The sequence below is a fragment of the Pseudomonas sp. Xaverov 83 genome (genome assembly GCF_019352905.1).
GTDB lineage: Bacteria > Pseudomonadota > Gammaproteobacteria > Pseudomonadales > Pseudomonadaceae > Aquipseudomonas > Aquipseudomonas yamanorum.
In genome coordinates, this window is record NZ_JAAAFU010000019.1 from 44,201 (window position 1) to 66,063 (window position 21,863).

Here is a 21,863-nt window from a genome sequence, read left to right on the forward strand (position 1 = left end):
CAATGCGCCATCCACGACAGGGCGCGTGAGCGCCAAACATAAGCAAATTATATGCCTGATATCGGGGGCTTTGCCTAGAGCACGGTAACAATAAAAATAATGAGGTTTTTATTGACTACCGCGCTCCATGGCGAATGGCCTGATACCACCGTGTTTACAGGCGGAACTCGTGACCCAGATACACTTCCTTGACCAGTTCGTTGGCCAGGATAGTGGCGGAGTCACCTTCGGCAATCAGCTGTCCATCGTTGACGATATACGCGGTTTCGCAGATATCGAGGGTCTCGCGGACGTTGTGGTCGGTGATCAATACACCGATGCCCTTGGCCTTGAGATGATGGATGATCTGCTTGATGTCGCCGACGGAGATCGGGTCGACACCGGCGAAGGGTTCGTCCAGCAGGATGAACTTCGGCGCAGTGGCCAGGGCTCGGGCGATTTCCACACGACGCCGCTCGCCGCCGGAAAGGCTCATGCCGAGGTTGTCGCGAATGTGGTTGATATGGAATTCCTGCAGCAGGCTTTCCAGCTCTTTCTTGCGCCCGGCGCGGTCGAGTTCCTTGCGGGTCTCGAGGATGGCCATGATGTTGTCGGAAACCGACAGTTTGCGGAAGATCGATGCTTCCTGGGGAAGATAGCCGATACCCGCCTGCGCACGACCGTGCATAGGCTGGTGGCTCACGTCCAGGTCGTCGATCAGGACGCGGCCTTGATCGGCCTGTACCAGGCCGACGATCATGTAGAAACAGGTGGTCTTGCCGGCACCGTTGGGGCCGAGCAAGCCGACGATCTGCCCGCTGTCGATCGACAGGCTGACATCGCGCACGACCTGACGGCTTTTATAGGCCTTGGCCAGATGCTGGGCTTTCAGGGTTGCCATTAATTCGCCTTCTTCGCGTCGGGTTTCGGCGCCGGCTGGGCTGCGCCCGGTTTCTGCTTCGGCTGGATAACCATGTCGATACGCGGCTTCGGCGTGCTGATTTTCGAACCGGTGGCGCGACCGGCCTGGGCAATCTGCTTCACCGTGTCGTAGACGATTTTTTCGCCGTCGGTGGTGTTGCCGTCATTGATGACGCGGGCCTGGTCGATCAGCACGATACGGTTTTGCTGGGCGTGGTACTGGATCGTCTTGCCATAGCCTTTGACCGGCGTAGGATCGCCCACTTTCTGCAGCTGTTCGAAATACGCCAGGTTGCCCACCGAAGTGACCACGTCGATATCGCCTGCCGGGGTGCGAGTCAGTGTCACGGTATTACCCGTCACTTTCATCGAGCCTTGGGTGATGATCACGCTGCCGGTGTAGGTCGCGATACCTTGCTTGTCATCCAGCTGCGCATCGTCAGCCTGAATGTGGATCGGTTGCTGGCTATCGTTCGGCAGAGCCCAGGCGCTCACGCTTCCCAGTGCTGCGCCCAGGCCGAGCAAAATAGGGAGGGTTTTAACGAGCCTCATACTGTCCTCTTACGTTCGATAGCAGGTGTATCCTGCTTTCTTTCAAATACGCTTTCATTCCCTTGCCAGTCGATACACCGCCAGCGCCGTCAATTCTAACGTCTTGCTCGGTCTGCGCATATTGCTTCTGTGGGAATACGGTCATGCGACTGCTGGTAATAATGGTCTCGCGGTCCTTGGCGTCGGTACGGGCTACGCGAACCGAGTCAATCAATTCCACTTGGGTGCCGTCCGGGTTGACTTCGCCACGCTCGCTGGTGACGTGCCACGGAAATTCGGCACCGCGATACAGGTTCATGTCCGGCTTGGTCAATAAGGTGACCTCGGATGCCTTCAAGTGTTCGACCTTGTCAGAGGTCATTTCATACTGAACCTTGCCATCCGGCAGGTACTGAATGCTGTGGGCGTTGATGGCGTAATAGTCGATAGCGCTCTCGTCAACCTGGGCAACAGGCTTGTCGAGGAAGCGCTCCGGGCTGATATTCCAATAACCGACCGCGAGAAAAACCGCGGCGATGACTGCAAGTATCAGGAAATTGCGAATCTTTTTACTCAGCATAAAACGCTCTATAGGTAGGCGGCGTGGGCCGCTTCAAGGCTGCCTTGGGCGCGCAGAATCAGTTCGCAGAACTCACGGGCGGCGCCTTCGCCGCCACGGGCGGTGGTTACACCATGGGCGTGTTCGCGAACGAACGCCGCAGCATTGGCCACGGCCATGCCCAGGCCGACCCGGCGAATCACCGGCAGGTCGGGTAAATCGTCACCCAGGTACGCAACCTGCTCATAGCTTAGGTTGAGTTGGCCAAGAAGCTCGTCCAGAACCACCAGTTTATCCTCGCGGCCCTGATACAGGTGAGGAATCCCCAGGTTTTGTGCGCGGCGTTCCACAACCGGGGTCTTGCGACCGCTGATGATGCCGGTTTGCACGCCCGCCGCCATCAGCATCTTGATGCCTTGGCCGTCGAGGGTGTTGAAGGTCTTGAATTCGCTGCCGTCTTCCAGGAAGTACAGGCGGCCATCCGTCAGCACGCCGTCGACGTCGAAAATCGCCAGCTTGATGTTTTTGCCCCGTTGCAACAGGTCGGTGGTCATTTACATCACTCCCGCACGCAGCAAATCGTGCATGTTCAGGGCGCCAACCGGGCGGTCGTCACTGTCGACCACCACCAGCGCCAGGATTTTATGGTCTTCCATGATCTTCAGCGCTTCGGCTGCAAGCATGTCAGGGCGGGCGGTCTTGCCGTGGGGCGTCATGACTTCGTCGATGGTGGCGGTCTGGATGTCGAGGTTGCGGTCCAGAGTGCGACGCAGGTCACCGTCGGTGAAAACCCCGGCCAGGCGCCCGTCGTCTTCCAGGATCACGGTCATGCCCAGGCGCTTGAGGGTCATTTCCATCAAGGCGTCTTTAAGCAGGGTGCCCCGCGCCACTTGCGGCAACTCGTCGCCGGCGTGCATCACATTTTCCACTTTAAGCAGCAGACGACGGCCCAAGGCGCCGCCCGGGTGGGAAAACGCGAAGTCTTCGGCGGTGAACCCGCGGGCTTCCAGCAGGGCCACGGCCAGCGCATCGCCCATGACCAGGGCGGCGGTGGTGGAGGAGGTCGGTGCCAGGTTCAGCGGGCAGGCTTCGTGGGCAACGTGCACGTTCAAGTTCACTTCAGCGGCTTTTGCCAGCGTCGAGTCCGGGTTGCCGGTCACGCTGATCAACTGGATGCCCAGGCGCTTGATCAGCGGCAGCAGGGTCACGATTTCGTTGGTGGTGCCAGAGTTGGACAGTGCCAGGATGATGTCGTCCCGGGTGATCATGCCCATGTCGCCGTGGCTGGCTTCGGCCGGATGCACGAAGAACGCGGTGGTCCCGGTGCTCGCCAGGGTGGCGGCGATCTTGTTGCCAACATGCCCTGATTTGCCCATGCCGACCACGACAACGCGGCCCTTGCTGGCCAGAATCATCTCGCATGCGCGTACGAAATCCGCGTCGATATGGGCCAGCAAACCTTCTACGGCTTCAAGCTCGAGGCGGATGGTGCGTTGTGCGGATTGAATAAGGTCGCTGGATTGGCTCATGTCTGAAATCGTATAGCCTGACGAAAAGTCGGCGATTATAGCGGTAATGATCGAATCGCTCACGTAAGTTCGTCAGCCTTTATTTAGTCAAGCTTCTGAGCAACCCTTAATATTGCGATTTATTACCTGTCCTGTTTCTGAACAAGCTCTGTTCCGGCCTTGGGGGCGCTGCACCAGCAGTGATATAGTTCGCCGCCAGTTCGGTCCGCGCAGCCTTTTTGTCTATTCGGCGCAAGCATTTGTCGAAAACAAGGTGTCTGAGTGAAAGGCTGCATCCCAAGGAGTTTAGATGAGTGCCGATAACGCCTACGCGGTCGAGCTGAAGGGTCTGTCCTTCAAGCGCGGTACGCGCAGCATCTTCAATAATGTGGATATTCGCATTCCCCGCGGCAAAGTCACGGGCATTATGGGGCCTTCCGGTTGCGGCAAGACGACGCTGTTGCGCCTGATGGGCATGCAATTGCGCCCCTCCGCCGGTGAAGTCTGGGTCAATGGCCAGAACCTGCCGACCCTCTCGCGCAGCGACCTGTTCGATGCGCGCAAGCACATGGGAGTGCTGTTCCAGAGTGGTGCGTTGTTTACCGATCTCGACGTATTCGAAAACGTGGCGTTCCCGCTGCGGGTGCACACACAGCTGTCCGATGAGATGATTCGTGACATTGTGTTGCTGAAATTGCAGGCCGTAGGGCTGCGCGGTGCCATCGATTTGATGCCCGACGAGCTGTCCGGTGGCATGAAGCGTCGTGTCGCCCTGGCGCGTGCGATCGCCCTCGACCCGCAAATTCTCATGTACGACGAGCCTTTCGTTGGCCAGGACCCGATCGCCATGGGCGTCCTGGTGCGCCTGATCCGCCTGCTCAACGACGCACTGGGTATCACCAGTATCGTGGTCTCCCACGACCTGGCCGAGACCGCGAGCATCGCCGACTACCTTTATGTCGTGGGCGATGGCCAGGTGTTGGGGCAGGGCACGCCTGAAGAGCTGATGAACGCTGATAACCCGCGCATTCGCCAATTCATGACCGGCGATCCCGATGGCCCGGTGCCTTTTCACTTTCCGGCAGCGGACTACCGCTCAGATCTTCTGGGGAAGCGCTGATGCGCAAGACATCTTTACTCGAAAAGGTTCGCCTTTTCGGACGCTCCGGCATCGATATCATCGGTGTGCTGGGCCGTTCGACGATTTTCCTGTTTCATGCGTTGCTCGGCCGCGGCGGTATTGGCGGCGGTTTTGGCCTACTGATCAAGCAACTGCACTCCGTGGGTGTGATGTCCCTGGTGATCATTGTGGTCTCCGGGGTATTCATCGGCATGGTGCTGGCGCTGCAAGGCTTCAATATCCTTTCCAGCTACGGCTCCGAACAGGCGGTAGGGCAGATGGTTGCGCTGACGCTGTTACGTGAGTTGGGCCCGGTGGTGACTGCGCTGCTGTTTGCCGGGCGTGCCGGTTCGGCGCTGACGGCCGAAATCGGCAACATGAAGGCGACCGAGCAGCTGTCCAGCCTGGAAATGATCGGTGTCGACCCGCTCAAGTACATTGTTGCCCCGCGCCTGTGGGCCGGCTTCATCTCCCTGCCACTGCTGGCGATGGTATTCAGCGTGGTGGGCATCTGGGGCGGTTCATGGGTGGCGGTTGACTGGCTGGGGGTCTACGACGGTTCCTACTGGGGCAATATGCAAAACAGCGTGACCTTCAGCGGTGATGTGCTCAATGGCATCATTAAAAGCATCGTTTTCGCCTTTGTAGTGACCTGGATCGCCGTATTCCAAGGCTACGACTGTGAGCCCACTTCAGAGGGGATCAGTCGCGCCACCACCAAGACCGTTGTGTACGCCTCGTTGGCGGTACTGGGCCTTGACTTCATTTTGACCGCCTTGATGTTTGGAGATTTCTGATGCAAAACCGCACTGTGGAAATCGGTGTCGGCCTTTTCTTGCTGGCTGGCATCCTGGCTTTACTGTTGCTCGCCCTGCGAGTCAGCGGCCTATCGGCCAGCCCCACCGCCGATACTTATAAACTTTACGCCTACTTCGACAATATCGCCGGTTTGACTGTCAGAGCTAAAGTGACCATGGCGGGTGTAACCATCGGCAAGGTCACGGCGATCGATCTGGACCGCGACAGCTTCACCGGCCGGGTGACGATGCAAGTGAACAAGAAGGTCGATAACCTGCCGACTGACTCCACTGCGTCTATCCTCACCGCTGGCTTGCTGGGCGAGAAGTACATCGGTATCAGCGTGGGCGGGGAAACAGCTCTGCTCAAGGATGGCTCGACCATTCATGACACACAGTCGTCGTTGGTGCTGGAGGACTTGATCGGTAAATTCCTGCTCAATACCGTCAATAAAGACGCCAAATGAGGAATGTGTTGATGATCTCTACTTTGCGACGTGGCCTGTTGGTACTGCTCGCGGCACTGCCGTTGATGGCTAACGCCGCTGCCGGCGGCTCTGCACATGACCTGGTGCAGGACACCACCAACAAGATGTTGGCTGACCTGAGCGCCAACAAGGAAAAGTACAAGCAAGACCCGAGTCAGTTTTATAACGCGCTGAACACGATTGTCGGGCCTGTGGTGGATGCCGAAGGCATTTCCAAAAGCATCATGACCGTCAAGTACTCGCGCAAGGCGACCCCGGAGCAGATGACCCGCTTCCAGGAAAATTTCAAGCGTGGCCTGTTCCAGTTCTATGGCAACGCATTGCTTGAGTACAACAACCAGGGCATTACGGTTGACGCGCCGAAGTCCGAAACGGGTGACCGTGCCGAAGTTGGCATGACCGTGAAGGGCACCAATGGCGCGGTGTATCCGGTGTCCTATACCCTGACGAAGATCAATGGCGAGTGGAAACTGCGTAACGTCGTGATCAATGGCATCAACATTGGCAAGCTGTTCCGTGACCAGTTCGCGGATGCCATGCAGCGCAATGGCAACGACCTGGACAAAACCATCAATGGTTGGGCCGGTGAAGTGGCCAAGGCCAAGGAAGAAACCGACAAAGCTGCCGGGAAGTCTGCCCAATGACCGAGTCGGCCATTCGCCTTGGCGAGTCCGGTGAGCTGCTGCTCAGCGGCGTGCTGGATTACAGCACCGGGCCAGCCCTGCGCAAGCAGGGCCAAGCGCTGATCAATTCCAGCACTGCGTCCGCGCTGGTGCTGGATTGCTCGGCGGTGGTGAAGTCCAGCAGTGTCGGCTTGTCGTTGCTGCTGTGTTTCATGCGTGATGCGCAGGCTGTCAAAAAAACGGTGAGCATCCGTGCGTTGCCCGAAGACATGCGTGAAATCGCTGAAGTTTCCGGTCTGACCGAGCTGTTGGCGCATCCTTAATACACATTATTAAAGAAGCCCCCCGTCAGAGTCCTGCTATGCGGGGTTCGCAGGCGCGGGGCTTTTTTGTATGATGTGCGACCCGCGCGCACTGGGCGCCCATAGAGGTTGATCATGCAGGCCCTAGAAGTTAAAAGCTTCCTTGAAGGAAAGCTGCCCCAAACTAATGTTGAAGTTGAGGGCGAAGGCTGCAACTTCCAGCTGAACGTGATTAGCGATGAACTGGCGGCATTGAGCCCGGTCAAGCGTCAGCAGCAGATCTATGCCCATTTGAACCCGTGGATCACCGATGGCAGCATCCATGCGGTCACTATGAAATTTTTCAGCCGCGCGGCCTGGGCCGAGCGCACCTGAGCCCCCAAGGCGTCGAGATTCTTATGGATAAATTGATTATTACCGGCGGTGCTCGTCTTGATGGCGAGATCCGTATTTCCGGGGCGAAGAACTCCGCCCTGCCGATCCTGGCAGCGACCTTGCTGTGCGATGGCCCGGTTACCGTGGCCAACCTGCCGCACCTGCACGACATCACCACCATGATCGAGCTGTTCGGTCGCATGGGCATCGAGCCGGTGATCGACGAGAAACTCAGCGTCGAAATCGACCCGCGCACCATCAAGACCCTGATCGCGCCGTACGAGCTGGTGAAAACCATGCGCGCCTCGATCCTGGTACTGGGCCCGATGGTTGCCCGTTTCGGCGAAGCCGAAGTCGCACTGCCTGGCGGTTGCGCCATCGGTTCGCGTCCGGTGGACCTGCACATCCGTGGCCTCGAAGCCATGGGTGCAACCATCGACGTCGAAGGCGGCTACATCAAGGCCAAGGCGCCGGAAGGCGGCCTGCGTGGCGCGAACTTCTTCTTTGATACCGTCAGCGTGACCGGTACCGAGAACATCATGATGGCTGCTGCCCTGGCCAACGGCCGCAGCGTCCTGCAAAACGCCGCGCGCGAGCCTGAAGTGGTCGACCTGGCCAACTTCCTGATCGCCATGGGCGCCAACATCACAGGCGCCGGCACCGACACCATCACCATCGAAGGTGTGAAACGCCTGCATTCGGCCACCTACAAAGTGATGCCGGACCGTATCGAGACCGGTACCTACCTGGTGGCTGCTGCCGTCACTGGTGGCCGCGTCAAGGTCAAGGACACCGATCCGACCATCCTTGAAGCCGTCCTGGAAAAACTCAAGGAAGCGGGCGCCGAGATCACCACCGGCGAAGACTGGATCGAGCTGAACATGCACGGCAAGCGGCCAAAAGCCGTCAACGTGCGTACTGCTCCGTACCCGGCGTTCCCCACCGACATGCAGGCGCAGTTCATTTCCCTGAACGCGATTGCTGAAGGCACCGGTGCCGTGATCGAGACCATCTTCGAAAACCGCTTCATGCACGTGTATGAACTGCACCGCATGGGCGCCAAGATCCAGGTCGAAGGCAACACCGCCATCGTGACCGGCATCGAGAAGCTCAAGGGCGCGCCAGTGATGGCCACCGACCTGCGTGCTTCGGCCAGCCTGGTGATCTCGGCGCTGTGCGCTGACGGCGATACCCTGATCGACCGCATTTACCACATAGACCGTGGTTACGAGTGCATCGAAGAGAAGCTGCAGATGCTCGGCGCGAAAATCCGCCGCGTACCGGGCTAGTTCCAGGAACTGCAAACACGGTCATTGTGGCGAGGGAGCTTGCTCCCGCTGGACTGCGCAGCAGTCCCAGTCTTTTTAAACAAAGATCAGGGCCGCTTCGCACCCCAGCGGGAGCAAGCGCCCTCGCCACAGGACGATGTATGCTGTTGACTGATTTGTTTCAAATCGAGGCTGTAATGGCCTCGATCTGTGTCTGGCGCCGATTGCGACCGGACAGCAATAGCCTGATGAAGGACTGACGTTTCCCATGTTGACCATCGCACTGTCCAAGGGCCGCATCCTTGACGACACTTTGCCGCTTCTGGCTGAAGCGGGCATCGTGCCAACCGAGAATCCGGACAAGAGCCGCAAGCTGATCATCCCCACGACCCAGGACGACGTTCGCCTGCTGATCGTGCGTGCCACTGACGTGCCAACCTACGTTGAGCATGGCGCGGCCGACCTCGGCGTCGCGGGCAAAGACGTGTTGATGGAATACGGCGGCCAGGGCCTGTACGAGCCATTGGACCTGCGTATTGCCCTGTGCAAGCTGATGACGGCCGGCCGCGTCGGTGACGTCGAGCCTAAGGGCCGCCTGCGGGTGGCGACCAAGTTCGTCAACGTTGCCAAGCGCTACTACGCCGAGCAAGGTCGCCAGGTCGACATCATCAAGCTTTACGGCTCGATGGAGCTGGCACCGCTGATCGGCCTGGCCGACAAGATCATCGACGTGGTCGACACCGGTAACACCCTGCGCGCCAACGGCCTGGAACCCCAGGACTTTATCGCTGACATCAGCTCCCGCCTGATCGTCAACAAAGCTTCCATGAAAATGCAGCACGCCCGTATCCAGGCGTTGATCGACACCCTGCGCAAGGCAGTGGAGTCTCGACACCGCGGTTGACTCACCCGCGCGGCCCTAAGCCGCGCCCGTCTATCCGCCTCATAGCCAGAATTCTCAGGTGCCCAAGCGGAAACGACTGCTAGTTTAGGGCGCCTGAGTTTTTGCCAATTCTATTGAGGCCCTCGCTATGACCACGTCCACTGCAATTGCCCGACTCAACGCTGCCGACCCGGATTTCGCCCATCATCTGGATCATCTGCTGAGCTGGGAAAGCGTGTCCGACGATTCGGTCAACCAGCGGGTGCTCGACATCATCAAGGCCGTGCGCGAACGCGGTGACGCGGCGCTGGTGGATTTCACCCGGCAGTTCGATGGCTTGGACGTTGCCTCCATGGCCGACCTGATCCTGCCCCGCGAGCGCTTGGAACTGGCCTTGACCCGCATCACCGCGCCCCAGCGCGAAGCCCTGGAAGTGGCGGCCGCGCGGGTGCGCAGCTACCACGAAAAACAGAAACAGGATTCCTGGAGCTACACCGAGGCCGACGGCACCGTGCTGGGCCAGAAGGTTACGCCGCTGGACCGCGCCGGCCTGTACGTGCCGGGCGGTAAAGCCTCGTACCCGTCCTCGGTACTGATGAACGCGATTCCGGCCAAGGTCGCCGGCGTGACCGAAGTGGTGATGGTGGTACCTACCCCGCGCGGCGAAATCAACGAACTGGTGCTGGCAGCGGCCTGCATCGCGGGTGTTGATCGGGTCTTCACCATCGGCGGCGCCCAAGCGGTAGCGGCCCTGGCCTACGGCACCGAAAGTGTGCCGAAGGTCGATAAAGTGGTGGGCCCGGGCAACATTTACGTAGCCACGGCCAAGCGCCATGTATTTGGCCAGGTCGGCATCGACATGATCGCCGGCCCTTCGGAAATCCTCGTGGTGTGTGACGGCCAGACCGACCCGGACTGGATCGCCATGGACCTGTTCTCCCAGGCCGAGCACGACGAAGACGCCCAGGCGATCCTGGTCAGCCCGGATGCCGAATTCCTGGACAAGGTGGCAGCGAGCATCGCCAAGCTGCTGCCGACCATGGAGCGTGCCGAGATCATCGAGAAGTCGATCAATGGCCGTGGCGCCCTGATCCAGGTGCGCGACATGGAACAAGCCATCGAAGTGGCCAACCGCATCGCACCGGAGCACCTGGAGTTGTCTGTCGCCGACCCACAAGCCTGGCTGCCGCTGATTCGTCACGCCGGCGCGATCTTCATGGGCCGCCACACCAGCGAAGCCCTGGGCGACTACTGCGCAGGCCCCAACCACGTGTTGCCGACCTCGGGCACCGCGCGTTTCTCCTCGCCGTTGGGTGTGTATGACTTCCAGAAGCGCTCGTCGATCATCTTCTGCTCACCACAGGGCGCGTCGGAGTTGGGCAAGACCGCTTCCGTGCTGGCCCGTGGCGAGTCGCTGACCGCCCACGCCCGCAGTGCCGAATACCGTATCGTTGACGATAAGCAGGGGAACTGAAACATGAGCAAATTCTGGAGCCCGCTCGTCAAGGATCTCGTGCCTTACGTGCCCGGTGAGCAACCGAAGCTGACCAAGCTGGTGAAACTCAACACCAATGAAAACCCCTACGGCCCATCGCCCAAAGCGTTGGCTGCCATGCAGGCCGAGTTGAACGACAACCTGCGTTTGTACCCGGACCCCAACAGCGACCTGCTCAAGCAGGCGGTGGCGAAGTATTACGGGATCGACGCGGGCAAGGTGTTCCTCGGCAACGGTTCCGATGAAGTCCTGGCGCACATCTTCCACGGTTTGTTCCAGCACGACCTGCCGTTGCTGTTCCCGGACATCAGCTACAGCTTCTACCCGGTGTACTGCGGGCTTTACCGCATTGCGTTCGATGCAGTGCCGCTGGATGAGCAGTTCCAGATCCGCGTGTCGGACTACGCCAGGCCCAACGGCGGGATCATCTTCCCCAACCCGAACGCGCCGACCGGCTGCTTGATGGCCCTCGATGCCGTGGAGCAAATCCTCAAGGCCAGCCCGGACTCGGTGGTGGTGGTGGATGAAGCCTATATCGACTTCGGTGGCGAAACCGCCATCAGCCTGGTGGACCGTTACCCGAACCTGCTGGTGACCCAAACCCTTTCCAAATCGCGCTCACTGGCCGGTTTGCGGGTGGGCCTGGCCGTGGGCCATCCGGACCTGATCGAGGCGCTGGAGCGTGTCAAGAACAGCTTCAACTCCTACCCGCTCGACCGTCTGGCGATTGTCGGTGCGGCCGCCGCGTTTGAAGACCGTGAGCACTTCCAGGACACTTGCCAGCGAGTGATCGACAGCCGTGAAAAGCTGGTGGGGCAGTTGCAGGCCAAGGGGTTTGAAGTGTTGCCGTCTGCGGCCAACTTCATCTTTGCCCGTCACCCACGGCACGACGCTGCCGGGCTGGCGGCCAAGGTGCGGGAACAAGGGGTGATCGTGCGGCACTTCAAGCAGGAGCGGATTGCCCAGTTCCTGCGGATCAGCATCGGCACGCCTGAGCAGAACCAGGCGCTGATCGATGCGTTGGGCGAGCTGTAATCTTCATTGACTGACTGAACAGGCCCCATCGCGGGCAAGCCCGGCTCCCACATTGGAATGCATTGTCAGAAAGAATGCAGTCCCCTGTGGGAGCCGGGCTTGCCCGCGATGAGGCCATCAGCAACACCAAAAAGCTAAAGCCTTACAGCAACGGCTCATCCGGCTTCTTTTGCTTCCAGCCGTCATTGCCCGGCAGCAGCAGATTCAACGCAATCGCTACCACCGCACACAGGGCAATGCCCTTCAGGCCAAAGTCATCCGGGCCGGTGCCGGTACCTACCAGCACCCCGCCAATCCCGAACACCAGGGTTACCGACACAATCACCAGGTTGCGTGCTTCGCCGAGGTCGATCTTGTGGCGGATCAGGGTGTTCATCCCCACCGCGGCAATCGAGCCGAACAGCAGGCATAGAATCCCGCCCATTACCGGGACTGGAATGCTTTGCAGCAGCGCGCCGAACTTGCCGATAAACGCCAGGCTGATGGCAAACACCGCCGCCCAGGTCATGATTTTCGGGTTGTAGTTCTTGGTCAGCATCACGGCGCCCGTCACTTCCGCGTAGGTCGTATTGGGCGGGCCGCCGAAGAGGCCGGCAGCGGTGGTGGCGATACCATCACCCAATAGCGTGCGGTGCAGGCCAGGCTTCTTCAGGTAGTCGCGACCGGTCACGCTGCCCACTGCAATCACACCACCGATGTGTTCGATGGCCGGGGCCAGGGCTACCGGGACGATAAACAGGATCGCCTGCCAGTTGAATTCCGGCGCGGTGAAGTGGGGCAGGGCGAACCACGGTGCGGCAGCGATCTTCGCCGTGTCGACTACACCGAAGTAGAACGACATGGCGAAACCCACCAGCACGCCGGAGATGATCGGCACCAGGCGGAAAATGCCTTTGCCGAATACCGCGACGATCAATGTGGTCAGCAGCGCCGGCATCGAGATCAGCATGGCGGTCTGGTAGTGGATCAACTCGCTACCGTCACCCGCCTTGCCCATTGCCATGTTGGCGGCAATCGGCGCCATGGCCAGGCCGATGGAGATAATCACCGGCCCGATCACCACCGGCGGCAGCAACCGGTCGATGAAACCGGTGCCCTTGATCTTCACCGCCAGCCCCAGGAAGGTGTAAACGAAACCTGCCGCCATCACGCCGCCCATGGTCGCCGCGAGGCCGAATTGGCCTTTGGCGAGAATGATCGGGGTGATAAACGCAAAGCTCGACGCCAGGAACACCGGGACTTGGCGCCCGGTGACCACTTGGAACAACAAGGTGCCCAAGCCTGCGGTAAACAGGGCGACGTTTGGATCGAGACCGGTGATCAGCGGCATCAACACCAGCGCGCCAAATGCTACGAAGAGCATCTGTGCGCCAGACAGGATCTGGCGCCAAAGCGGGTCGTTGAATTCATCCTGCATGGTCACGCGTCCTTCTGCTTGGTACCGAAGATCTTGTCGCCGGCGTCGCCCAGGCCCGGGATGATGTAGCCGTGTTCGTTCAGGCGTTCATCGATGGACGCGGTGTAGATCAACACGTCCGGGTGGGCTTTCTCGACGGCGGCGATGCCTTCGGGAGCGGCTACCAGCACCATGGCGCGGATGTCCTTGCAACCGGCTTTTTTCAGCAGGTCGATGGTGGCAACCATCGAGCTACCGGTGGCGAGCATCGGGTCGATGATCATCGCCAGGCGCTCGTCGATTTCCGGTACGAGTTTTTCCAGGTAGGTGTGGGCCTGCAGTGTCTCTTCATTGCGGGCCACGCCCACGGCGCTGACCTTGGCGCCCGGGATCAGGCTGAGTACGCCTTCGAGCATGCCGATACCGGCACGCAGGATCGGCACCACGGTAATCTTCTTGCCGGCGATTTTCTCGACCTGGACGGGACCACACCAACCGGCGATCTCGTAGTTTTCCAGGGGCAGGTCTTTGGTCGCCTCGTAGGTGAGCAGCGCTCCGACTTCCTGAGCAAGCTCGCGGAAGTTCTTCGTGCTAATGTCGGCGCGGCGCATAAGGCCGAGTTTATGTCGGATCAGCGGGTGGCGGATCTCACGGATGGGCATGGGGAAAGGCTCCGGCGGCGGGCAAAAAAACCGGCCTAGATTAATCTATCCGAGGGTGTTGTCCTATAGACATCTAGTACGTTAGTCCATTAAGGCTTGAACGTTGCGCCTCACATGCGTACCTTTGCCCGCTTTTCTTGCCACAGCACCCCCTTGGAGAGCGCCATGTCCGCTGATCTCGAGCATATCCGTCAAATCATGCGCGAGGCTGACTGCCTGTACACCGAAGCGCAAGTCGAAGAGGCCATCGCCAAGGTCGGCGCGCACATCTCCCGCGAAATGGCCGACACCAACCCGGTGGTCTTTTGCGTGATGAACGGTGGCCTGATTTTCGCCGGTAAATTGCTCACCCATCTGCAATTCCCGCTGGAAGCGTCCTACCTGCACGCCACCCGCTATCGCAACGAAACCAGCGGCGGCGACCTGTTCTGGAAAGCCAAGCCGGAAGTCTCGTTCATCGACCGCGATGTGCTGATCATCGACGACATCCTCGACGAAGGGCACACCCTGGGCGCGATCATCGACTTCTGCAAACACGCTGGCGCGCGTAAAGTGCACACCGCCGTGCTGATCGACAAGGACCACGACCGCAAGGCCCGTCCGGACCTGAAGGCCGATTACGTAGGCCTGCCATGCATTGACCGCTACATCTTCGGTTACGGCATGGACTACAAAGGCTACTGGCGTAATGCCAATGGGATCTACGCCGTTAAGGGGATGTAATCAATGGCAAGCTTTCTTGATCAAACGCTGTTTGCGGAGTTGGCCGAGAAAGCGGCTGACAGTCCTCGTGGCCGGCATCACCACAACTTTCACCAGATGGAAGAGCCATGCCATCGCATGGCCGTCGCGATGCAGCCCAACACCTATGTGCCGCCTCATCGTCATTTGAGTGCCGATAAGGCGGAAACCTTGCTGGTGCTCAAGGGCCGTCTCGGCTTGTTGATTTTCAGCGAGACCGGCGAGGTGCTGGCCAAGCGCGTGATGCAGGCGGGCGGTGAGTGCCAGGGTGTCGATTTGCCGCCCGGTGTGTTTCACGGCCTGGTGGTGCTGGAGCCCGATACCTTGATGTTCGAATGCAAAGCCGGACCGTATCGACCGGTGGGCGAGGGTGAGCTGGCCAGTTGGGCTCCCCGTGAAGGCGATGCTGAAGTGGCTGAGTATCAGCGCTGGATGCTTGCCCAGTTCGATTGAGCTAAAGTGCTGGGCCATCTTCCACGGAGCGGCCCATGCGCCTTTTGATCCGCAGTTGCGCCGCCCTGGCGCTGACCCTCAGTTTGCCCCTGGCGGCCGCTCCGGCGCCGCTGCATAGCCAATTCCTGCCTCCCGACGACCTGACCCTGCGCGCCGAAGCTCCGGACCAGCAGCAATTGCTGCAAGTCACCGAGTATTCGGTGGTGGTGGGTAACCAGCGCCAATCCACCCAGCAGCCGATTCCGGTGACCTCGCCGTTGATGATCCGCCTCAAGGGCAAGCCCCTGAGCAAGGGGGCGACCATCGCCCAGGTGGTCCTAAACTTTGATGCCGAAAGCAAAAGCCTGAAAAAGCCGGTGTTCGACGATAAAAGCAAAACGCTGACCTTGTCGTACCCGATGACCCAGTACCGGGTCATCGTCGATTTGCTGCGCAACGACACGGTGTATGTGCAGTTCCTCAGTTACGCCAATGGCCATATCTGGGCCGATTTGCACACCGGGGCGGTGCGCTCCAAATAATCCAGCCGACGCGGATTCGGCGGTGTAAATACAGTCAATGTGGGAGCTGGCTTGCCTGCGATAGCGATGCATCAGTAACAGATGGGCCAGCGGACCCACCGCTATCGCAGGCAAGCCAGCTCCCACATTGGTTCGCGTAGCTTTCGAAGCCGCTGTGCCGCAGGTAAACTGCTTTTCCCGTGTAAATGTCTGCAGGCTGGAGTCGGTAATGCGTAAAGATAAGAAACAGGTGATTGGTGATGAAATCGGCGACGAGCAAATCAAGCTGTTCCTGGATTTCGAGCCGGTAGACGCCACTTCGCCGTCCCTGCACAAGCTGATCAAGGCCTACCGTGGCCTGCGTATCGACGATTTCGAGCGCTTCCTGGGGTTTTTCAAGGAAGCCGGCCTGGACCTCGATGGCAAGGATGAGCATGGGCTGACATTTGTTGACGTGATCAAGGACCAGCGCAACGCCGCTGAGTACATCGAGCTGATCGAACAAGCCCGCGGCTGATTGCTACAGACGAAAAAAAACGCCCCATTCGGGGCGTTTTTCGTTCCCACGCTCTGCGTGGGAATGCATCCACTGACGCTCTGCGTCACGACGCTCAAGCGTAGCTTTCGGTCTCGCTGCTCTGCTCAACCAGTTCCAGGCTGATGTTGTTCTGCGTGTTGATCTTGCGATACAGCTCGGCATCGGTCTCCAGGACCTTTTCCCGAGCCGGGAAGATCTCGTGCAGCTTGGCAGCCCATTCACCGGCCGCTTTGGTCGGGAAGCAGCGTTCGATCAGTTCCAGCATGATCGACACCGTCACCGAAGCGCCCGGAGATGCGCCCAGCAGGGCGGCCAACGAGCCGTCCTTGGCCGCAACCAGTTCGGTACCGAATTGCAGCACGCCGCCTTTCTTCGGGTCTTTCTTGATGATCTGCACCCGTTGGCCGGCCACTTCCAGGCGCCAGTCTTCGGCTTTCGCCTCAGGGTAGAAACGACGCAGGGATTCCAGGCGCTGTTCCATGGACTGGCGCACTTCGCTGACCAGGTACTTGGTCAGGTCCATGTTGTCCCGGGCCACGGCCAGCATCGGGCCGATGTTGCCGGCGCGAATCGACAGGGGCAGGTCAAGGAACGAACCGTGTTTGAGGAACTTGGTGGTGAAGCCGGCGTATGGCCCGAATAGCAGGGATTTCTTGCCATCCACCACGCGGGTGTCCAGGTGCGGCACCGACATGGGTGGCGAACCCACGGCCGCCTGGCTGTAGACCTTGGCCTGGTGGTGCTTGACCACTTCCGGGTTGTCGCAACGCAGCCACTGGCCGCTGACGGGGAAACCGCCGAAGCCTTTGCTTTCTTCGATGCCCGAGGCTTGCAGCAGCGGCAGGGCCGCGCCACCGGCGCCGAGGAACACGAACTTGGCGTCCACATCACGGGAGTTGCCGCTGTTGACGTCCTTGATGCTCACGGTCCAGCCGGCGCCGTTGCGCTTGAGGCCGGTGACGCGCTTGCTGTACTTGACTTGGGCATCCGGTGCGCTGGTCAGGTGCGAGAGCAGTTGGTTGGTCAGGGCGCCGAAGTTGACGTCGGTGCCGTTCATCACGCGGGTGGCAGCGATTTTTTCGTCCAGGGGGCGGCCGGGCATCATCAGCGGCATCCACTCGGCCATTTCGCTGCGGTCTTCGGTGTAGTGCATGTCCGAGAACGCGTGGTGCTGGCTGAGGGTTTCAAAACGCTTCTTGAGGAACGACACGCCTTTCTCGCCCTGCACGAAACTCAGGTGCGGCACGGGGCTGATAAAGGACTTGGACGAGCCAAAGGTGCCTTTCTTGGTCAAGTAAGCCCAGAACTGCTTCGACACCTCGAATTGGGTGTTGATGTGCACAGCTTTCTTGATGTCGATGGAGCCGTCAGCGGCCTGCGGTGTGTAGTTCAGCTCACACAGCCCGGCGTGGCCGGTACCGGCGTTGTTCCACGGGTTGGAACTTTCCGCGGCACCCGAATCCATCAGCTCAACGACTTCCAGCTTGAGGCCGGGGTCGAGCTCTTTGAGCAGTACGGCGAGGGTGGCACTCATGATGCCCGCACCTACCAGTACTACGTCGACTGCTTCGTTATGCGCCATTTAACGCGTCTCCAAAATCTGCAGCACCAAATTGACGGCATGGCTGCCAGGAGTGACGGGGCGGTTCACGTGATGCCCCAGGTTACCCATGGCCAGGATCGCCATGTCCGATTCTTCGCAATTTATCGCAAGCGGACGCTGCCGACCGGGCCTGATCTGCGTATGAACGCATTTAAGGGCACCTGTGGCAATTCGACTTATGGTCAAGCTCGTCCGATCGTGCAACCAAATCCGTAGCGGACAGGCTTCAAACTCCGGTTTTTGAGGAGTGCTCGGTCCTGTGTGGTGGGGCTGTTCCAGACGCTGATGGTGCTTGTACAAACGCAAAACTATTCATTTGCTCGCCACACTCTTGTGAAGTTGTGAAAACCCGTTTTTTTCACGCTCTTTTGAAGACGTGAACCTCAAAAAAGGGCTGCCCCAGCCTGGCACCTGGCCCGAAATCACTGCCGGCAAGCGGCAAAACGGGCAAACAACTCAAGTGGCCGAGCGCATGGCAGCTCTGGCAGATTCGGGTAAAGACGATGGTTTGCAGAGAAAACAGCAAGCTCGCCAGCTTCACTCGATCTGTGTGGGCGGCTCTCTGTGGGCGGTGCGGGGAGCTAACACAAGTGCATTAGCGATGCTGCGAGGCCCGATCAGGAGACGTCCTTATAATCGGGGGGAGATTGTAGCGAAGAAATGCGCGCAAATGGGCGTGTTTAATGACTTTTATTAGCAGTCTGGTCAGGAGGCCAACACATGCCGTTGCTGTGGCTGCGAAACCCGTGGGTTGATGCGGGCGCTGGCCGGCAGCGGGCGGTGCATCCAGCTCAGGCGAGTCTCTTCGACTTCGACCCAGCCTTCGCCGACGGGCGGCAGGCTGCACTGTTTGAAAGCCTGGCAGCAGCCATGGGCATCGAGCAGTGCAAAGTGACGATGACTGGCATGGGAAAAGAACAAAGATTTGAGAAGGCGCATGGTTGTGTACCCGGTTCGTTACATGCTGCGAAGGTTGGCAGTCTGGCATGACAGTGGGGTGACGGTTCTGTGTGAAAATTGTAATTTCGCCGACAGTTCAGGCGCCGTTCAGGAATTCTGGTGAGTGGCGAGCGCTCACCGTTATACTGGCGCCCTGTTTGCATCTAGTCCTGGAGAAATGAGTATGTTGCAACGCCTGTTGTTCGGTTTGATCACTGTGACCAGTTTGACCCTGGTTGGCTGCGCCCACAGCCCGCAACAACTCAGCCCGCAACCGAAAATCACCACCCAGTTGGCGCCTGTCGGCCATGGCCAGCCGGTGTCGGTGCGTGTGGTTGATGGGCGTCCGTCGCCGACCCTCGGCACCCGTGGCGGCCTGTACCCGGAAACCAGCGCCATTACGGTGACCGGTGCGGACGTGCTGCCCAAGCTGCAAGCCCAGGCCGAAGCGGCCGTGCGCCTGTTGGGCTTCACCCCGTCCAACTCGCCAGGTGCTCCACAACTGACCATCACCCTGGCCGAGCTGAAGTATCAGTCGCCCAAGGAAGGCCTGTACGTGACTGAAGCCACCATCGGCGCAACCTTCAAGTCCGACGTGACTGCCGGTACCCGTCGCTACAGCGGCCGTTACGGCGCTTCCCTGGACCAGCGCTTCGGCATGGCGCCGAACCAGGAAACCAACACCAAGCTGGTCAGCGACGTGTTGAGCGATGCTCTGACGCGCCTGTTCAAGGACCCGAGCATCGGTTCGCTGCTCAGCTCGCAGTAACCGTCAGGCGGGCGCGGAGCGCCCCCGTCGGCATTCCTTTGCGGCGCGTGGGAACGATCACCGGGCTCAGCGATGAGCCCGGTTTTTTTACGCCTGTAGTTTTCATGCAGCCGTTTCGACATAAAAGTCCAGCACACTCACTCCAGTGAGCAAATCCAGCTCCGGCAGGTCGGCATGCTGATGGCCGCCGAGGGCGCAATACACCAGCCAGTGGCGGTCCTGCACATTGAACGCGAGGCCGCCTACCAGCGCCTCTTGCTCATCACTTGGGGCAATCAGATACAGCCGATCCTGGTTCTGCGCGTGCAACATGACAAGCTCCCGGGCTTTCGAAGGGCAACAGAGTGGCTTGTTAAGGTGACGTTCAGGTGACGCTGTAAATTACTGGATACATTAGCCGTCAATGGGGAAGGAGTAATGACGCGCAGGCGGCGCATATCATTCAGGTTTGTATCTGGATTGATACCAAGACACTGATACATCGAGGTTTGCGATGTCGCTGACCGCACTACTGCTCAATTCCCTTGCCCTGTTGCTGGCCTGCCCGGCGGCTTGGCTGCTGTTTGTCACACGCCTGCGGGAACAGCGCGCGATAGCCAGGCTTGCCGCGCAAAGCGAACTGCGGGCCATTGATCAACCGATGCTGTTTCTTGATGTGCTGACCCAGCGTACCCATCGCCTGTTCTACCGGCTGGGGTTTGTCTGGCTCGGGCTGGCGTTGCTGGTGTCCTTGTTCAGTACCCGATTGTAAGAACACCCTAAAACAAATGTGGGAGCGGGCTTGCTCGCGAAAGCGCGGTGTCAGTCAATACATGATTGGCTGATCCACCGCCTTCGCGAGCAAGCCCGCTCCCACATTAGGTTTGCGCTGTTGCTGGTACCGGGTTACAGGGCAATCCCGGCCTTGACCCGATACTGATTCCTCACCGGCGTCGCGTATTGCAGCACCAGATACGGCCGATGCTCGGCCGGGCACGCATTCAAGCGCCGCTCCCACTCCGCTTTCGCCTTGGCCAGCTCGTCCGCCGGGAATACCTCGGCTGCGGTCGGCACCTGCAATTGCGGGTCGGCATCGCTCCATTGGGCGTACGCCAGGTAATGCACCGGGAACAACCGATAACCGCCCAGAATCTGCCGGTCCATTTCGATCGCCAATAGCTTGGTGTCTTCGAAAGCCTGGGTGATCGGCGGCGCGAAGTTGACGTGCACCCGGCCCTTGTAGCCGGTGATACCCAGGGCAATGCTCACGTCATCTTCCCCCGGCGCCTTGCTGTAGGTGCCGGTGGTGGCGCGGATGTACAGTTCGCGGGCCTTGGCTGCGTCACACGGGTCGTATTCGTAGCTGATGGACACAGGCGTCAGGTTCAGTGACTGGATGACCTCGGCGAACGGCTCGTCCTTGCGGCTCATGTGGAACATCTTGAGGATCGCCGACTCGGTGCGATCATCCCCATCCTTGGCGCGGCCTTCGGCCTGGGCAATCCAGATCGACTGGCAGTCGTTTCGAATCGAATGGTTGATGTACGCCGACAGCAACTGATACGCCGCCATCTTCTCTTTGCGCCCGGTAATCGAGCGGTGCACGATGAAACTCTTGTTCAGGCGCATCAGGTCGCTGACAAACGGCTTTTGCAGCAGGTTGTCACCGATGGCGATACGTGGCGTGGGCAGGCCGGCGTGGTACACGGCGTAGTTGACGAAGGCCGGGTCCATCACGATGTCGCGGTGGTTGGCCAGGAACAGGTAGGCGCTGCCGGACTTGAACTGCTCGACGCCGGTATAAGTCACCCCGTCGGTCGCGCGCTCGATGGTGTGGTCGACGTAAAACTCGACTTTGTCCTGTAGCGTGGCCACGGTGGTGACGCCGGCAAACTCACGGCGCAGTTTATGGGCGATCATCGGCTTGAGCAGCCAGCCGAAGGCGCCAGCAAAGCGCGGAAAGCGAAAGTGGGTCAGGATGTCCAGAAAGGCCTTGTCACTGAACAGTCGGGCCAGCACTGCCGGGACTTCGCTGTCGTTGTAAGGTCGGATGGTATCGAATTCGCCCATCATGCTCTCTTGTTAGAAACGGCTAGGGTAAGTAAAGGTTTGGAACAATAAATATCAGGGCGTGGTCCGGGCAATTGACCGGGACGAAAAATAGCCCTGTAAATAGACCGGCGATTATACGCACAAGTCACCTTGGAGACCGCGATGGAAGAGGAGTCGTACGAATGTCCTTATTGTGGCGAGGTAGTCACGGCGTTACTGGACCTGTCGGCAGGCGATCAGGAATATATAGAAGATTGCCCGGTGTGCTGCCGGCCCATCGTTTTCGAACTGCAGGTTCATGGCGACGAATGGATGCTCAACGTGCGCAGCGAGAACGAATAAAGGTA

General features: G+C 59.5%; 29 protein-coding genes. 18 read left to right on the forward strand and 11 right to left on the reverse strand.

The features are described 5' to 3' along the window. Window positions 1-154: 154 nt before the first annotated feature. Genes lptB through K0H47_RS07900 form a run of 5 tightly spaced genes read right to left on the reverse strand, consistent with a single transcriptional unit; the run spans window position 155 to window position 3,519 of the window. Entirely contained in the window at window positions 155-880 is a 726-nt protein-coding gene (gene lptB, locus K0H47_RS07880; RefSeq protein WP_003216119.1) for an LPS export ABC transporter ATP-binding protein, read from the reverse strand. After that, entirely contained in the window at window positions 880-1,452 is a 573-nt protein-coding gene (gene lptA / locus K0H47_RS07885) for a lipopolysaccharide transport periplasmic protein LptA (protein ID WP_023659193.1), read from the reverse strand. The genes lptB and lptA overlap by 1 nt, the downstream gene beginning before the upstream one ends. Next, window positions 1,439-2,011 (reverse strand): LPS export ABC transporter periplasmic protein LptC, encoded by a 573-nt coding sequence (gene lptC, locus K0H47_RS07890; RefSeq protein WP_063027162.1) that lies wholly within the window; start codon window positions 2,009-2,011, stop codon window positions 1,439-1,441. The genes lptA and lptC overlap by 14 nt, the downstream gene beginning before the upstream one ends. Before the next feature lie 8 nt (window positions 2,012-2,019). Further along, window positions 2,020-2,544 (reverse strand): HAD family hydrolase, encoded by a 525-nt coding sequence (locus tag K0H47_RS07895; protein WP_010170579.1) that lies wholly within the window; start codon window positions 2,542-2,544, stop codon window positions 2,020-2,022. Beyond that, the gene (locus K0H47_RS07900) at window positions 2,545-3,519 is read right to left on the reverse strand and encodes a KpsF/GutQ family sugar-phosphate isomerase (protein WP_017477726.1); all 975 of its coding nucleotides are present in this window, start codon (window positions 3,517-3,519) and stop codon (window positions 2,545-2,547) included. A 289-nt stretch (window positions 3,520-3,808) separates the two neighbouring features. Between K0H47_RS07900 and K0H47_RS07905 the strand changes: the two genes are divergently transcribed. The 10 genes from K0H47_RS07905 (at window position 3,809) to hisC (ending at window position 11,884) form a co-directional block, all read left to right on the forward strand. After that, entirely contained in the window at window positions 3,809-4,618 is an 810-nt protein-coding gene (locus K0H47_RS07905; RefSeq protein WP_003216128.1) for an ATP-binding cassette domain-containing protein, read from the forward strand. Then, window positions 4,618-5,415, forward strand: coding sequence for a lipid asymmetry maintenance ABC transporter permease subunit MlaE (gene mlaE, locus K0H47_RS07910; RefSeq protein WP_003216131.1), 798 nt, complete (start codon window positions 4,618-4,620; stop codon window positions 5,413-5,415). The genes K0H47_RS07905 and mlaE overlap by 1 nt, the downstream gene beginning before the upstream one ends. After that, a complete protein-coding gene (gene mlaD / locus K0H47_RS07915; RefSeq protein WP_017477724.1) occupies window positions 5,415-5,882 on the forward strand; it encodes an outer membrane lipid asymmetry maintenance protein MlaD in 468 nt (155 codons plus the stop codon). The genes mlaE and mlaD overlap by 1 nt, the downstream gene beginning before the upstream one ends. A gap of 11 nt (window positions 5,883-5,893) precedes the next feature. Continuing rightward, window positions 5,894-6,547, forward strand: a complete 654-nt coding sequence (locus K0H47_RS07920) for a phospholipid-binding protein MlaC (RefSeq protein ID WP_093205190.1) — start codon at window positions 5,894-5,896, stop codon at window positions 6,545-6,547. Next, window positions 6,544-6,849 carry a lipid asymmetry maintenance protein MlaB gene (locus tag K0H47_RS07925; RefSeq protein ID WP_093205193.1) on the forward strand — a complete coding sequence of 102 codons (306 nt, stop codon included), beginning with the start codon at window positions 6,544-6,546 and terminating at the stop codon, window positions 6,847-6,849. The genes K0H47_RS07920 and K0H47_RS07925 overlap by 4 nt, the downstream gene beginning before the upstream one ends. A 114-nt stretch (window positions 6,850-6,963) precedes the next feature. Next, window positions 6,964-7,203, forward strand: a complete 240-nt coding sequence (locus K0H47_RS07930) for a BolA family protein (RefSeq protein ID WP_010170570.1) — start codon at window positions 6,964-6,966, stop codon at window positions 7,201-7,203. A 23-nt stretch (window positions 7,204-7,226) separates the two neighbouring features. After that, a complete protein-coding gene (murA, locus tag K0H47_RS07935) occupies window positions 7,227-8,492 on the forward strand; it encodes a UDP-N-acetylglucosamine 1-carboxyvinyltransferase (protein ID WP_010170568.1) in 1,266 nt (421 codons plus the stop codon). A 247-nt stretch (window positions 8,493-8,739) separates the two neighbouring features. Next, on the forward strand, window positions 8,740-9,375 hold the full coding sequence (gene hisG / locus K0H47_RS07940; RefSeq protein WP_003188599.1) for an ATP phosphoribosyltransferase: 636 nt from the start codon (window positions 8,740-8,742) through the stop codon (window positions 9,373-9,375). A gap of 127 nt (window positions 9,376-9,502) precedes the next feature. Then, window positions 9,503-10,828 (forward strand): histidinol dehydrogenase, encoded by a 1,326-nt coding sequence (hisD, locus tag K0H47_RS07945; protein ID WP_093205197.1) that lies wholly within the window; start codon window positions 9,503-9,505, stop codon window positions 10,826-10,828. A gap of 3 nt (window positions 10,829-10,831) precedes the next feature. Beyond that, a complete protein-coding gene (hisC, locus tag K0H47_RS07950; protein ID WP_219272326.1) occupies window positions 10,832-11,884 on the forward strand; it encodes a histidinol-phosphate transaminase in 1,053 nt (350 codons plus the stop codon). 142 nt (window positions 11,885-12,026) lie between these two features. Here the strand turns inward: hisC and K0H47_RS07955 are convergent, their stop codons facing one another. Together K0H47_RS07955 and upp are read right to left on the reverse strand one after the other, a co-directional pair. Then, window positions 12,027-13,301, reverse strand: a complete 1,275-nt coding sequence (locus K0H47_RS07955) for a uracil-xanthine permease family protein (RefSeq protein WP_219272328.1) — start codon at window positions 13,299-13,301, stop codon at window positions 12,027-12,029. Window positions 13,302-13,303: 2 nt separating this feature from the next. Then, on the reverse strand, window positions 13,304-13,942 hold the full coding sequence (gene upp / locus K0H47_RS07960) for a uracil phosphoribosyltransferase (protein ID WP_003216149.1): 639 nt from the start codon (window positions 13,940-13,942) through the stop codon (window positions 13,304-13,306). Window positions 13,943-14,107: 165 nt separating this feature from the next. On the opposite strand from upp, the gene K0H47_RS07965 reads away from it, so the two are divergent. The 4 genes from K0H47_RS07965 (at window position 14,108) to K0H47_RS07980 (ending at window position 16,153) form a co-directional block, all read left to right on the forward strand. Next, entirely contained in the window at window positions 14,108-14,665 is a 558-nt protein-coding gene (locus K0H47_RS07965; protein ID WP_003216150.1) for a hypoxanthine-guanine phosphoribosyltransferase, read from the forward strand. A gap of 3 nt (window positions 14,666-14,668) precedes the next feature. Next, window positions 14,669-15,136, forward strand: coding sequence for a WbuC family cupin fold metalloprotein (locus K0H47_RS07970; protein ID WP_063027169.1), 468 nt, complete (start codon window positions 14,669-14,671; stop codon window positions 15,134-15,136). A gap of 35 nt (window positions 15,137-15,171) precedes the next feature. Further along, window positions 15,172-15,657: a hypothetical protein gene (locus K0H47_RS07975; protein WP_219272329.1), complete on the forward strand. Its 486-nt coding sequence runs from the start codon at window positions 15,172-15,174 to the stop codon at window positions 15,655-15,657. Window positions 15,658-15,865: 208 nt separating this feature from the next. Continuing rightward, window positions 15,866-16,153: a PA4642 family protein gene (locus K0H47_RS07980; RefSeq protein ID WP_219272331.1), complete on the forward strand. Its 288-nt coding sequence runs from the start codon at window positions 15,866-15,868 to the stop codon at window positions 16,151-16,153. A 94-nt stretch (window positions 16,154-16,247) separates the two neighbouring features. Here the strand turns inward: K0H47_RS07980 and mqo are convergent, their stop codons facing one another. Continuing rightward, the gene (gene mqo, locus K0H47_RS07985) at window positions 16,248-17,756 is read right to left on the reverse strand and encodes a malate dehydrogenase (quinone) (protein WP_063027175.1); all 1,509 of its coding nucleotides are present in this window, start codon (window positions 17,754-17,756) and stop codon (window positions 16,248-16,250) included. A 397-nt stretch (window positions 17,757-18,153) separates the two neighbouring features. Here mqo and K0H47_RS07990 point away from each other — a divergent pair, with 397 nt between their 5' ends. Then, window positions 18,154-18,474, forward strand: coding sequence for a hypothetical protein (locus K0H47_RS07990; RefSeq protein ID WP_152416375.1), 321 nt, complete (start codon window positions 18,154-18,156; stop codon window positions 18,472-18,474). An 8-nt stretch (window positions 18,475-18,482) separates the two neighbouring features. Here K0H47_RS07990 and K0H47_RS07995 read toward each other — a convergent pair whose 3' ends face one another. Beyond that, window positions 18,483-18,716, reverse strand: a complete 234-nt coding sequence (locus K0H47_RS07995) for a hypothetical protein (protein WP_063027177.1) — start codon at window positions 18,714-18,716, stop codon at window positions 18,483-18,485. 184 nt (window positions 18,717-18,900) lie between these two features. Here K0H47_RS07995 and K0H47_RS08000 point away from each other — a divergent pair, with 184 nt between their 5' ends. Beyond that, window positions 18,901-19,485: a YajG family lipoprotein gene (locus tag K0H47_RS08000; protein ID WP_003216157.1), complete on the forward strand. Its 585-nt coding sequence runs from the start codon at window positions 18,901-18,903 to the stop codon at window positions 19,483-19,485. A gap of 102 nt (window positions 19,486-19,587) precedes the next feature. Here K0H47_RS08000 and K0H47_RS08005 read toward each other — a convergent pair whose 3' ends face one another. After that, the gene (locus K0H47_RS08005; RefSeq protein WP_008434269.1) at window positions 19,588-19,797 is read right to left on the reverse strand and encodes a hypothetical protein; all 210 of its coding nucleotides are present in this window, start codon (window positions 19,795-19,797) and stop codon (window positions 19,588-19,590) included. Window positions 19,798-19,978: 181 nt separating this feature from the next. On the opposite strand from K0H47_RS08005, the gene K0H47_RS08010 reads away from it, so the two are divergent. Continuing rightward, the gene (locus K0H47_RS08010) at window positions 19,979-20,236 is read left to right on the forward strand and encodes a hypothetical protein (protein ID WP_063027179.1); all 258 of its coding nucleotides are present in this window, start codon (window positions 19,979-19,981) and stop codon (window positions 20,234-20,236) included. Window positions 20,237-20,370: 134 nt separating this feature from the next. On the opposite strand, the gene K0H47_RS08015 is transcribed toward K0H47_RS08010, so the two are convergent. Further along, complete coding sequence (locus tag K0H47_RS08015; RefSeq protein WP_017477712.1) at window positions 20,371-21,534, reverse strand: 1-acyl-sn-glycerol-3-phosphate acyltransferase; 1,164 nt, start codon at window positions 21,532-21,534, stop codon at window positions 20,371-20,373. Between the two features lie 144 nt (window positions 21,535-21,678). Here K0H47_RS08015 and K0H47_RS08020 point away from each other — a divergent pair, with 144 nt between their 5' ends. Continuing rightward, window positions 21,679-21,858 (forward strand): CPXCG motif-containing cysteine-rich protein, encoded by a 180-nt coding sequence (locus K0H47_RS08020; RefSeq protein ID WP_017477711.1) that lies wholly within the window; start codon window positions 21,679-21,681, stop codon window positions 21,856-21,858. Window positions 21,859-21,863: the final 5 nt, after the last annotated feature.

What these genes read in the sequence shown, in the direction of transcription:
- K0H47_RS07900 (WP_017477726.1), bottom strand. Translation starts at nt 3,519, where the DNA reads ATGAGCCAATCCAGCGACCTTATTCAATCCGCACAACGCACCATCCGC.
- hisG (WP_003188599.1), top strand. Translation starts at nt 8,740, where the DNA reads ATGTTGACCATCGCACTGTCCAAGGGCCGCATCCTTGACGACACTTTG.
- lptB (WP_003216119.1), bottom strand. Translation starts at nt 880, where the DNA reads ATGGCAACCCTGAAAGCCCAGCATCTGGCCAAGGCCTATAAAAGCCGT.
- K0H47_RS08000 (WP_003216157.1), top strand. Translation starts at nt 18,901, where the DNA reads ATGTTGCAACGCCTGTTGTTCGGTTTGATCACTGTGACCAGTTTGACC.
- K0H47_RS07895 (WP_010170579.1), bottom strand. Translation starts at nt 2,544, where the DNA reads ATGACCACCGACCTGTTGCAACGGGGCAAAAACATCAAGCTGGCGATT.
- K0H47_RS08020 (WP_017477711.1), top strand. Translation starts at nt 21,679, where the DNA reads ATGGAAGAGGAGTCGTACGAATGTCCTTATTGTGGCGAGGTAGTCACG.
- K0H47_RS07930 (WP_010170570.1), top strand. Translation starts at nt 6,964, where the DNA reads ATGCAGGCCCTAGAAGTTAAAAGCTTCCTTGAAGGAAAGCTGCCCCAA.
- K0H47_RS07975 (WP_219272329.1), top strand. Translation starts at nt 15,172, where the DNA reads ATGCGCCTTTTGATCCGCAGTTGCGCCGCCCTGGCGCTGACCCTCAGT.
- K0H47_RS07965 (WP_003216150.1), top strand. Translation starts at nt 14,108, where the DNA reads ATGTCCGCTGATCTCGAGCATATCCGTCAAATCATGCGCGAGGCTGAC.
- K0H47_RS07980 (WP_219272331.1), top strand. Translation starts at nt 15,866, where the DNA reads ATGCGTAAAGATAAGAAACAGGTGATTGGTGATGAAATCGGCGACGAG.
- K0H47_RS08015 (WP_017477712.1), bottom strand. Translation starts at nt 21,534, where the DNA reads ATGGGCGAATTCGATACCATCCGACCTTACAACGACAGCGAAGTCCCG.
- K0H47_RS07995 (WP_063027177.1), bottom strand. Translation starts at nt 18,716, where the DNA reads ATGCGCCTTCTCAAATCTTTGTTCTTTTCCCATGCCAGTCATCGTCAC.
- mlaD (WP_017477724.1), top strand. Translation starts at nt 5,415, where the DNA reads ATGCAAAACCGCACTGTGGAAATCGGTGTCGGCCTTTTCTTGCTGGCT.
- lptA (WP_023659193.1), bottom strand. Translation starts at nt 1,452, where the DNA reads ATGAGGCTCGTTAAAACCCTCCCTATTTTGCTCGGCCTGGGCGCAGCA.
- K0H47_RS08010 (WP_063027179.1), top strand. Translation starts at nt 19,979, where the DNA reads ATGTCGCTGACCGCACTACTGCTCAATTCCCTTGCCCTGTTGCTGGCC.
- K0H47_RS07955 (WP_219272328.1), bottom strand. Translation starts at nt 13,301, where the DNA reads ATGCAGGATGAATTCAACGACCCGCTTTGGCGCCAGATCCTGTCTGGC.
- K0H47_RS08005 (WP_008434269.1), bottom strand. Translation starts at nt 19,797, where the DNA reads ATGTTGCACGCGCAGAACCAGGATCGGCTGTATCTGATTGCCCCAAGT.
- mlaE (WP_003216131.1), top strand. Translation starts at nt 4,618, where the DNA reads ATGCGCAAGACATCTTTACTCGAAAAGGTTCGCCTTTTCGGACGCTCC.
- K0H47_RS07920 (WP_093205190.1), top strand. Translation starts at nt 5,894, where the DNA reads ATGATCTCTACTTTGCGACGTGGCCTGTTGGTACTGCTCGCGGCACTG.
- mqo (WP_063027175.1), bottom strand. Translation starts at nt 17,756, where the DNA reads ATGGCGCATAACGAAGCAGTCGACGTAGTACTGGTAGGTGCGGGCATC.
- K0H47_RS07925 (WP_093205193.1), top strand. Translation starts at nt 6,544, where the DNA reads ATGACCGAGTCGGCCATTCGCCTTGGCGAGTCCGGTGAGCTGCTGCTC.
- murA (WP_010170568.1), top strand. Translation starts at nt 7,227, where the DNA reads ATGGATAAATTGATTATTACCGGCGGTGCTCGTCTTGATGGCGAGATC.
- hisC (WP_219272326.1), top strand. Translation starts at nt 10,832, where the DNA reads ATGAGCAAATTCTGGAGCCCGCTCGTCAAGGATCTCGTGCCTTACGTG.
- lptC (WP_063027162.1), bottom strand. Translation starts at nt 2,011, where the DNA reads ATGCTGAGTAAAAAGATTCGCAATTTCCTGATACTTGCAGTCATCGCC.
- hisD (WP_093205197.1), top strand. Translation starts at nt 9,503, where the DNA reads ATGACCACGTCCACTGCAATTGCCCGACTCAACGCTGCCGACCCGGAT.
- K0H47_RS07905 (WP_003216128.1), top strand. Translation starts at nt 3,809, where the DNA reads ATGAGTGCCGATAACGCCTACGCGGTCGAGCTGAAGGGTCTGTCCTTC.
- K0H47_RS07970 (WP_063027169.1), top strand. Translation starts at nt 14,669, where the DNA reads ATGGCAAGCTTTCTTGATCAAACGCTGTTTGCGGAGTTGGCCGAGAAA.
- upp (WP_003216149.1), bottom strand. Translation starts at nt 13,942, where the DNA reads ATGCCCATCCGTGAGATCCGCCACCCGCTGATCCGACATAAACTCGGC.